At 56.7% G+C, this 8,346-nt stretch carries 11 protein-coding genes; all 11 read left to right on the top strand.

The window, feature by feature from the left end; all coding sequences use genetic code 11:
- The coding region (locus J4P41_RS15440) for a phage major capsid protein (protein WP_426067808.1) at positions 1–1,128 on the top strand (1,128 nt) is incomplete at its 5' end.
- A gap of 20 nt (positions 1,129–1,148) precedes the next feature.
- Positions 1,149–1,799 carry a phage head-tail connector protein gene (locus J4P41_RS15435; protein ID WP_426067807.1) on the top strand — a complete coding sequence of 217 codons (651 nt, stop codon included), beginning with the start codon at positions 1,149–1,151 and terminating at the stop codon, positions 1,797–1,799.
- The gene (locus J4P41_RS15430) at positions 1,799–2,140 is read left to right on the top strand and encodes a hypothetical protein (protein ID WP_426067806.1); all 342 of its coding nucleotides are present in this window, start codon (positions 1,799–1,801) and stop codon (positions 2,138–2,140) included. Before J4P41_RS15435 ends, J4P41_RS15430 begins: the two co-directional genes overlap by 1 nt.
- A complete protein-coding gene (locus J4P41_RS15425; protein WP_426067805.1) occupies positions 2,137–2,565 on the top strand; it encodes a hypothetical protein in 429 nt (142 codons plus the stop codon). The genes J4P41_RS15430 and J4P41_RS15425 overlap by 4 nt, the downstream gene beginning before the upstream one ends.
- A gap of 51 nt (positions 2,566–2,616) precedes the next feature.
- Positions 2,617–3,579 carry a phage tail tube protein gene (locus J4P41_RS15420; RefSeq protein ID WP_426067804.1) on the top strand — a complete coding sequence of 321 codons (963 nt, stop codon included), beginning with the start codon at positions 2,617–2,619 and terminating at the stop codon, positions 3,577–3,579.
- Between the two features lie 14 nt (positions 3,580–3,593).
- On the top strand, positions 3,594–4,223 hold the full coding sequence (locus J4P41_RS15415) for a hypothetical protein (protein ID WP_426067803.1): 630 nt from the start codon (positions 3,594–3,596) through the stop codon (positions 4,221–4,223).
- Positions 4,224–4,232: 9 nt separating this feature from the next.
- Complete coding sequence (locus tag J4P41_RS15410) at positions 4,233–4,943, top strand: hypothetical protein (RefSeq protein ID WP_426067802.1); 711 nt, start codon at positions 4,233–4,235, stop codon at positions 4,941–4,943.
- Positions 4,944–4,948: 5 nt separating this feature from the next.
- Complete coding sequence (locus J4P41_RS15405; RefSeq protein ID WP_426067801.1) at positions 4,949–6,016, top strand: tail fiber domain-containing protein; 1,068 nt, start codon at positions 4,949–4,951, stop codon at positions 6,014–6,016.
- Complete coding sequence (locus J4P41_RS15400; protein ID WP_426067800.1) at positions 6,016–6,426, top strand: hypothetical protein; 411 nt, start codon at positions 6,016–6,018, stop codon at positions 6,424–6,426. Before J4P41_RS15405 ends, J4P41_RS15400 begins: the two co-directional genes overlap by 1 nt.
- Complete coding sequence (locus J4P41_RS15395; protein ID WP_426067799.1) at positions 6,419–7,804, top strand: CotH kinase family protein; 1,386 nt, start codon at positions 6,419–6,421, stop codon at positions 7,802–7,804. Before J4P41_RS15400 ends, J4P41_RS15395 begins: the two co-directional genes overlap by 8 nt.
- Positions 7,805–7,869: 65 nt before the next feature.
- Positions 7,870–8,307, top strand: a complete 438-nt coding sequence (locus J4P41_RS15390) for a hypothetical protein (RefSeq protein WP_061932307.1) — start codon at positions 7,870–7,872, stop codon at positions 8,305–8,307.
- Positions 8,308–8,346 lie beyond the last annotated feature (39 nt).

The following is an 8,346-nucleotide window of genomic DNA, read 5'->3' as shown; positions in this document are numbered from 1 at the left end:
GGTGAAGTCACCAAGGAAACCAAAGCGAGTGCAGACAAGGCGCTGACGGAAATGAACGTCCTGGCTGCTCGCCTGACTGACCTGGAGCAGAAAGGCGCTCGTGGACACGGGAATGAGCAGCAGGTCAATCTCTCGATTGGGCAGCGCTTTATCCAGTCTGATGAGGTCAAGTCTGTCATGGAGCGTGGTTCGAACTGGAAGGGTACGCTCCAGATCGAAGTCAAGAATATCACATCTGCCAGTTCCACCGGGGCTTCTGGAACAACCGGTCTGGTCGTTGCGGATCGTCAGCCTCAGATCATTCAGGTTCCCAATCGCCAGCTTGTCATTCGTGACCTTCTGATGCCGGGGAATACGTCGTCCAGCTCAATCGACTATGTTCAGGAAACCGGGTTTACGAATAATGCGGGCTTCGTGGCTGAAAATCCTTCCGCACCGAAGCCTCAGTCCGACATCGCGTTTGCTCTGCAGAACCTACCGATCCGGACGGTTGCTCACTGGGTCATGGCCTCCAAGCAGATCCTGGCTGATGCTCCGATGCTTCAGAGCTACATTGATGGGCGTCTGCGGTACGGTCTCGCCTTCAAGGAAGATGACGCACTTCTGAATGGTGACGGGTCAGGCGTTAGCATTAAGGGGCTAATGGCGTCTTCGACTGCATACGCGCAGCCCGCTGGTGTCCTGGTCAAGAATGAGACGATGATCGATCGTTTGCGTCTGGCCATGCTTCAGACCACGCTGGCCGAATATCCGGCTACGGGTCACATCCTGAACCCGACGGACTGGGCCAGCATCACGCTGACGAAGGATGCGGAGCTTCGTTATGTGTTCGCCAATCCTCTCGGTCTGAACGGCGCTGTTCTCTGGGGTCTTCCGGTTGCGGAAAGCCTTGCCATGGGTCAGGGCAAGTTCATGACTGGTGCGTTCCGACTGGCAGCGCAGATCTTTGATCGTGAAGATGCAACAGTGACGATCTCCACGGAAGACCGGGATAACTTCGTCAAGAACATGGTCACGGTTCTGGCCGAAGAGCGTCTTGCGCTGGCCATCTACCGTCCGGAAGCCCTGATTAACGGCAATTTTTCTGATCTGACCACGACCGCGTCCACAGGTGGCACAGGCGGCTGATCTGGTGACTGGAGACGATCATGACGACACTCCAGACCAGTCGGGCAGCGGATCCGCTGCCCTTCGTGGCGCTGTCCGACTTCAAGGCGGCATTGTCGATCGCAGACAATGATACCTCTCAGGACGGGGTTCTGACCAATATGCTCCTGGCAGCATCATCTGCTGTACAGAGTTACATCGGGCGTCAGATCACGATGGCTGACTGGTCTGATCGCATCCGGATCGCTCACGGTGACAGGCAGTTGTCTCTCATTCTGGCCGTTCATCCTGTGCTGTCCGTGGCAGACGTGTTTCTGGATGGGCAAGCGCTGCCGGTTCCTGCTGGCGGGTGGGATTTCGATCCGCTGTGCGGGATCCTTTATCCGTCGCACGGCCCATGGTGGTGGCCTGGGCGTTATTCCGTTTCCTACCGGGCTGGCTGGGCTGTTCCAGGAATGGTGGACGACGACGGCAACGCTCTTGCTGTCACGATGCCAGCAGACATCAGGCAGGCGGTTCTGATAGCGGCACGCTCGTTCTATTCGGCGAAAGACCGTGATCCGCTTTTGAAGTCGGAAAGTGAGCAAGGCGTTGGGTCCACGTCTTGGGCAACTCCGGATGCGGCTTCGGGCGGCTTACCGGCTGACTCGGCTGCCATGCTTTCTCGGTATTTGCCTTCGGGATTTTCGTAATGGGGTATCAGACAGAACGCCGACGTCGTCAGATCCGACATAAAGGCCGCATGATGGCGCTGTCCCGTGCGAATAATGGCAGCCTTCCAGCTCCCGTTGCCGTGATCCTGATCGCCTATTCCGCTCCCCCTGCTACAGCGGCGCTGGAAGCGGGCGTATCAGTCATGCCGTTCGTGGCGGAAATCCTGAATGATGAACTGGAAGCAGCCGGATTTGGCCGTCCTCGCAAGGATGACCGTCTCGTGGATGGCGGCCGCACCTACACGCTGACAGATGCGACAGCCGTTTATGACGGTTCCGAAATCTGTGGCTGGAAACTCTTTGCAGCAGGTGGAACATGACGTCTCCCGTCGTCTGGATGGACGGTTTCCAGCGCGCTTCCGCGGCCATGGCCCCTTTTGGCATTCCAGTGCTGGACGCGATGGCGCAAGCCGATGAGGACCAGCAGCACCCTTGGGTTCTATTCGAAGTTGCCAGCGCGGACGGCGATCGCCTCGGCGTCGGTGAGATCGTTGACGAGGAAACCGGCCAGATCTGGCTGCACCTGTGCGTGCCGCGCGGTTATGGGGCCTTGCCGGCACTCGAACGGCGCAAGGCCCTGTCAGTCGCATTCCGTGTCCCGGACGGCGCTGCCCCCGAAGGTCTTTATTACGACGGGAAGTCTTACGATCCGCCCGATAAAGACCAGACAGGTAACTGGGTTCGGTTCAGTTTGGCCGTCACCTATCGGTACCAGGACATCGTCCTGCCTCTGCCATCCCCCTGATTTTCTCTGACACAGCCACCCTCGCGGTGGCTTTTTTTATGAGGTGAAACCATGGCCTTCACGGGCTCGACAGCAGGGTATCAGGCCGGTGCCCAGTCCAATGACACGGCCATTGCTTACGGTCTGGAACAGAACTACGGCGCCCAGGCGACCGGGACATTCCAGAGCACGCGATTTACGGGCGAGAATTTCCGCCCCCAGGCGACAACGCAGCGTCCTGACGAAATCAATGCTGATATTGAAGCGTCTCAGGAAGTGGTCACGCAGACCACGACGTCCGGCACGCTGTCAGGCGCCCTGTCTTACGGCACCTACGACGATATGTTGGCTGCTGTCCTAGGCGCAGACTGGAACAGCAACACGATCCAGAACGGTGCGGTCGTCAAAACCTGGACGCTGATCGAAAAGCTGAATGGCAAATGGATCGTGCGTCCTGGGTCTTTCTGCACGCAGGCACAGATCACCTTTGCCCAGGGCGGATTTTCGGCTGTCGCGTTTGACTTCACCTGTAAAGGTCAGTCCATCGCAGACGCCGATCCTGCCACGGCTTATACGGCCGCCCCGACAGGCCGGATTTTCGACACGGTCGGCAACTTCTCTGGCCTGACCATTCAGGGCAAGACACCCGCTGGCTGTATTCGCCAGGTCCAGATCACGCTGAACCGCAATGGCTCCGGGGCTGACTATGGCATGGGGCATGCGGATGCCTGCGGGATCCGTCCAGGCGAAATTCTGGCAACAGGCCAGCTGCAGTTTTTCTTCAAGACCTGGGATGAGTACCAGCTTTACGCTGCCGGCACGCAGGGGCCGATCGCGATCACGGTCAAGGACGCGGCTGGTAACAGCTACGTGTTCACGTTCCTGAACGCAGCCCTCCGTAACCCGCAGATCAATGCCGGCAGCAAGAACACCACGATCGTGGCCACGTTCGATATCTCCGGCAATCCTCTGGCAGCAGGCGGAACCTTCAAGATCGACCGGATCCCGGCAACGCCTCCTGCTTCTGGCGGCTGAGATGAGGTTGCGTCATGGCTGACATCCATTGTCCAGGCGTGACGGTCGCGTCGGCGCGGACCCTGCGGCTGCTGGCGTCCAGTACGCCGCCGCTCTGGGGTGTCCGGCTGCCCTCGATCCGGCAAAGCTGGGCTCCCAAAGCCCCGGCTGACGTCCTGGAGTTTGCACTGGATCCCCGCCGCTGGCTTGAGGATGCGGGTGACACACTTGTGTCCGTCTCTGCCACGGTGCCAGATCCTGTCACATCCTCAGACCTAACAGTGCTCTGGTGCGGCAAGGTCAACGGCCTCGCCGTTGTCTGTCTGGCAGGTGGCCAACCGAACACACTGGTGCCGGTCAGTCTGACCCTGCACACGTTGCAAGGCCGCCGTCACACGGAAGCCGTGACTGTTCAGATCAACATGGACAGCGACCCGGACGACGTACCGGACTGGCCCGCATTGGCCGATGGCACGCCTATTCTGCCGAATGCCCTGACGGATCCGAATGGCCGGGTTCTCACGCTTGGCCCCTCGCAGGTCCAGAAAATTTCCGTGGCGCAGCTGCTGTCTCCGGACAGGGCCAGCCACCTCACATCCCCTGCCGGCGTCTCGTTGCTCAATCAGGTTTTCCGATCGGCAACAGACACGCTCCTGATCGCATAGAGAGACAACATGGCAACAACCAATCAACCGGGGCAGCCGATTTCCGGCCTCCCGTTTGCGGACAGCGTGTCTCCCACGGATGCGCTCCTGGGAATCATCACCAAAGCCGGTGGAACAGGTGCCAATCAGGTCACCATTCTGGTTCTGGCGCAGGCCATCAGTGCTGCAATCGGTCTGGACGATGCTGTAGCAGCAGCCGAAACGGCTGCTGCCAGTGCGGCCGCCAAGGCTGAAGCAGCGGGGAACGCAGCTTCAGACACGATGTCGTCTCTACGCGGCAAAGCTGCTGGCGTGGCGGCTCTCGATCCCGTGGGGGCATTATTGCTCACGGACGGTAGCACGCTGATCTCGGCTTTGACGGTCTCTCCGGCAACGCAGGCGCAAAGTGCGTCGTTAAAATTGATGTTGCCGCTAGACCATGCGGCCTTGGTCAGAACTGATCAGGGTGACGTCCCAATCTCATCTCTCGCAGACCGCGTTTCGGCGTCCACAACGTATGTGGATGAGAACGGCTTTTTGCGGCAGCTCCCGTCTGTGGTTGGGACGCTACCAGGCGACGTAACCACGAACGGAAATATCTACATGGCAGGTGCCACGCCCCTGCCAACCGGCCTGTCGAGTAACGGCGGCGTCATCATGACGGATGGCTCTGTTTTTTATCCCGGCTCTTACAGCAATGGCGGCGTACTGGCCGTCAATCCCAATACAACTGGAGCTTGATTATTATGGCTTATGGTGCGCCTACAAATCTCGATCTTTCTGCCTGCACCCTGTCTACGGATGGCGGTAAAACTAACCAGACGCTCGCTACTTTGGGAACGGCTGTTGCGAGCAATGCAACGAATGTGGCCATTGCGCAAGAAGACGCTACAGCGGCGAAGACAGAGGCTTCCCAGGCGTCTTCTGACGCAAAAGATGCTAAGACTGCGGTTTCTAACTTAGGAACAACGTATATCCCGCAAGCGGAAAAAGATGCAGCCGGTGGTGTTGTTTCATATACGTCAGATGGTTCCGCTATTATTCAGAGCCTTCGTGGGAATAATGGCAACAGTGACACCTACTTTGCGTTAGGCACGTGGGCCCAATCCCCCGCATCTGGAACCGTTACGGTGGCCTACCGCTTTGGCGGGGTTAGCCCAAACAAGTTGTATATAAGACAGAATGACATTTCATACGAAATGTTTTCTGGATTCAATACTGTCGCGACACCGGATGTTGATGGTGGCATCTCTATTGCTGAAGCCGGCCGTGCTGTTAGTGGCATCTTCAGTCAGACGGCTGTTACAGTCACATCTGACGCCACACATAAAACACTGGTAGGTGATCTTTCGGACGCGTCCTATGCTGACGGGGCTAAGCTGTTGGCCGCCATTTATTCGCTGGATTCCGAAACGTTCAAATTGAACTCTTCAGTAGCAGCGAAGGGCGAAGATGATGCGCGTATCCACGCGGGGTTCATTGCGCAGAAAGTGCAAGCAGCCCTCATAGCGGCAGGCCTGAACCCGTCTGACTATGCCCTCTGGACGAACAGTCCCGTTTACGAAACAGTAAAAACCGACACTGGGGAAAAGGACGATAACGGGCAACCTGTCTATAATGTCAGTTCCGTTCAGAAAATGGACAGTAGCGGACAGCCTGTAACAATACAGATGCTACGCTACGAGCAGATCCTCTGTGTGCTGTTCGAGGCCACCAAACAGAAAATTGCCTCGCAGGAAATGGCCCTGACGGCGCTGACGGCTCGCGTTGCATCTCTGGAGGCCAAAGCAGCCACAACAGGGAGTTCCTCATAATGCCAGCCCTGCTCGATTTTTCGGCGGGGGTAGCAACCGGAGCGGGTGGGAAGACCCTCTCCGGTAATCAGATGGTGGACGCCGTGACCAGCGGTGTTCCTATCCGGACGCAGGTTTCCCCCGGCCTGTCCCTATCGTTGGCGTTTGCTAATTACGGAGATATTGCCTACCGCATCCTGCCCGATCAGGACTGTCAGATTGCAATATCAGGCGGCAACATCGGTGAACTACAGCAGATGCGTGTTCTGATCCAGCAGCCTCCAAACGGAAATTGCGACATTACGTGGCCGGACAACGTAATTTGGCCGTCTGGTGCGGCGTTCGTGGATAGTCGTATAGGCTCAGTCTGCTGTGTTGAATTTATGTGGGATGGCGCATCCCGCTATTACGGGAGGTCGATCTTTGGCTAAGTATTCTGCGCCGACGACCGGCTATACCGATAATGGTGGTTTGGTTCAGCTGGGCGCGAACAACCCGAGCGAGAGTTGGGACTACATCACCGTCCCGAAACCCAACCAGCCGTGGCGCATAGTCGTGCAAGGCGACTTACCGGACATTGGCACGACGCCAAGCATGTCGGTCACCGTCTTCGACGGCTCGACGCCCCTGTTTTCGGCTTCTGGAACGTGGCAGGTGCAGGGCCAGACTTCGCAGTATGCGAATAAGAAGAACTGGAAATTCAAGCTTCGAAACTCGGTCACTGGTAACAAACTGGCAGTCAAAATTGGCAGTTGGTTTCCTATGTCCAGCATCGACGTGAAGGGTTATGGAACTGACAGGGCACTTGTTCGTGATAGCCTGACAACGCATGTCTGGAGGCAGATGCATTCGTACCCGAACGGCCGTCTGGCACCCCTCTCTGCATATCAGTATTTCGATAGGACCGATCTTGGGGTTCATGCATCGGCCTTGTTTTCTACAACCGGATTTCCTGTGGAAATTTGGCGGAATGGCAGCTTTCTTGGATTGTACGTCCTTCGGGCAAGCAATGACCCTGACGCTTATCTTATGGACGACGGAAACGATCAACATATTCTGATCCAGCCTCAAAAGGCTGCTGATATGTGGACGAGCGCGTTCTCAAGCAAAGAATGGGATTTCACCAGCCCCGATCTAGGAAAAAACTACGATACAGGTGCAGATGTTTCCACAATCAACAAGGATGTAAATGATGCGTCTGCCCGATTTATCACTTGGATGCAGAAGTGTTACAGTGGCGAATTAGATATTCGGGCGACGTATCGCAGTTATATCGATCTGACTTCCTTTCTCGATTACATCCTGATTGTTGAACTGTCCGGGTCTATGGATGCTCTAACTAACAATTGGATGGGTGGCTCATGGAACGGGACGCCAACGTCTGGGATCTGGCACATCTGGCCTTATGATGAAGACGCAACATGGGGCCTGACGTCGCCCATCAATGGGGTGGGATCGGACGCGGAAAATATAGGGTTCCTGACGGGGAATAATTCGAAGGCAGACCATAATCCGGGCTTCTTTAACACGGTATTCAACAAGTTTCGTCCTGAGCTTCGCGCCAGATGGCGCGAACTTAGGCGGGCGGGCGTTATCGACGCAAAGACAATCACGTCCTGGATTGTCGATTACGTCTCCAAAATTGACCCTGACATGATGAAGGCTGATCTCGCAAACTGGGATATTAATGGCGCTACAGGATCAATCGACGTGCGCGCCAACCCCGGTAAGCAAAGCGTTTCCTACATCATTGATTATGCAACGAAACGGATTGCCTGGATCGATACCCAGTGGGGTTATTCAGCCTGACGTGATCATTCGCCGCCCTCCGAGGCGGCTTTTTTGTACCCTCAAATCAAACGGAAAAAATTAACATGGCAAAGCTCAGTGCTTTCTCCCGCGACCGTAACCGTGTCTCTCAGGGCGAGGAAATCGAAGTCGGCCCTGAAGGCAACACGTTCTTCATCACGACACGCGGCTTTACGCCCGCCTATCGTGACACGCTGTATGCGCTGCGTCTGGCAGAAGCACGCGAGCTGAACCGCTCTGTTCGGGCTGGCGCGGGATTTTATGCTCCTGACACGCTGCCACCGTCCAACGATGATCTGTGCCAGGGCAAGGCGCTGGCGCAGGAATGTGTACTGGGCGTCAAGGGACTGGAAGGTGACGACGGACAGGATCTGACGGTGGATGAATTCCGCAACATGCTGTCCGGCGGACAGTATCCAGCCCTTGTCACGTTGTCCCTGATGGCGGCTGGACGCGTCGGTGCCGAGCGGGAAGAACAGGCCAAGGCTTCTGAGGGAAACTGATTGCCTCACTCCAGTGGGAGATGGAGTGGGGCCAGTTCA

Origin of the sequence: Gluconobacter sp. NFX36 (assembly GCF_049887835.1) — a bacterium.
GTDB lineage: Bacteria > Pseudomonadota > Alphaproteobacteria > Acetobacterales > Acetobacteraceae > Gluconobacter > Gluconobacter japonicus_A.
This window is presented reverse-complemented; position numbering and strand designations above follow the sequence as displayed.